We start from the raw sequence: 407 nt of genomic DNA on the forward strand, positions 1-407 counted from the left end.
GAAGCCTGCGGCCGTACAGCGGCATGACCGGTTATGACGGTATCCGACAGTCCTTTCTGAATGCCCTGCATGACCCGGAGGTCACGGCAGTTTGTCTCGATGTGGATTCGCCAGGCGGTGAGGTGGGCGGCTGTTTTGACCTGGTCGATTTGATTTATGCCAGCAGGGGCAAAAAGCCGATACACGCCATTCTCACCGAAAGCGCTTACTCAGCGGCTTACGCCATCGCCAGCGCAGCTGACCGAATTGTGGTTCCGCGTACCGGCGGCGTGGGCTCGATTGGCTGCATTGTCATTCACTGTGACTGGTCACAGCGCATCGAGAAAGAGGGTCTGCAGGTCAGCATTATCACGTTCGGTGACCGTAAAGCCGAAACCAATTCCCTGCGCCCGCTGAGTGACCAGGCG

The 407-nt window shown here is 58.2% G+C and carries 1 protein-coding gene; it reads left to right on the forward strand.

What is annotated here, in order from left to right; genetic code table 11:
- Positions 1-407, forward strand: a 407-nt coding sequence (locus tag DEO48_RS00020; protein ID WP_146198221.1) for a S49 family peptidase, incomplete at both ends; no start/stop codon positions are given.

Origin of the sequence: Enterobacter sp. CGMCC 5087 (genome assembly GCF_003144775.1) — a bacterium.
GTDB classification, from domain to species: Bacteria; Pseudomonadota; Gammaproteobacteria; order Enterobacterales; family Enterobacteriaceae; genus Enterobacter; species Enterobacter cloacae_M.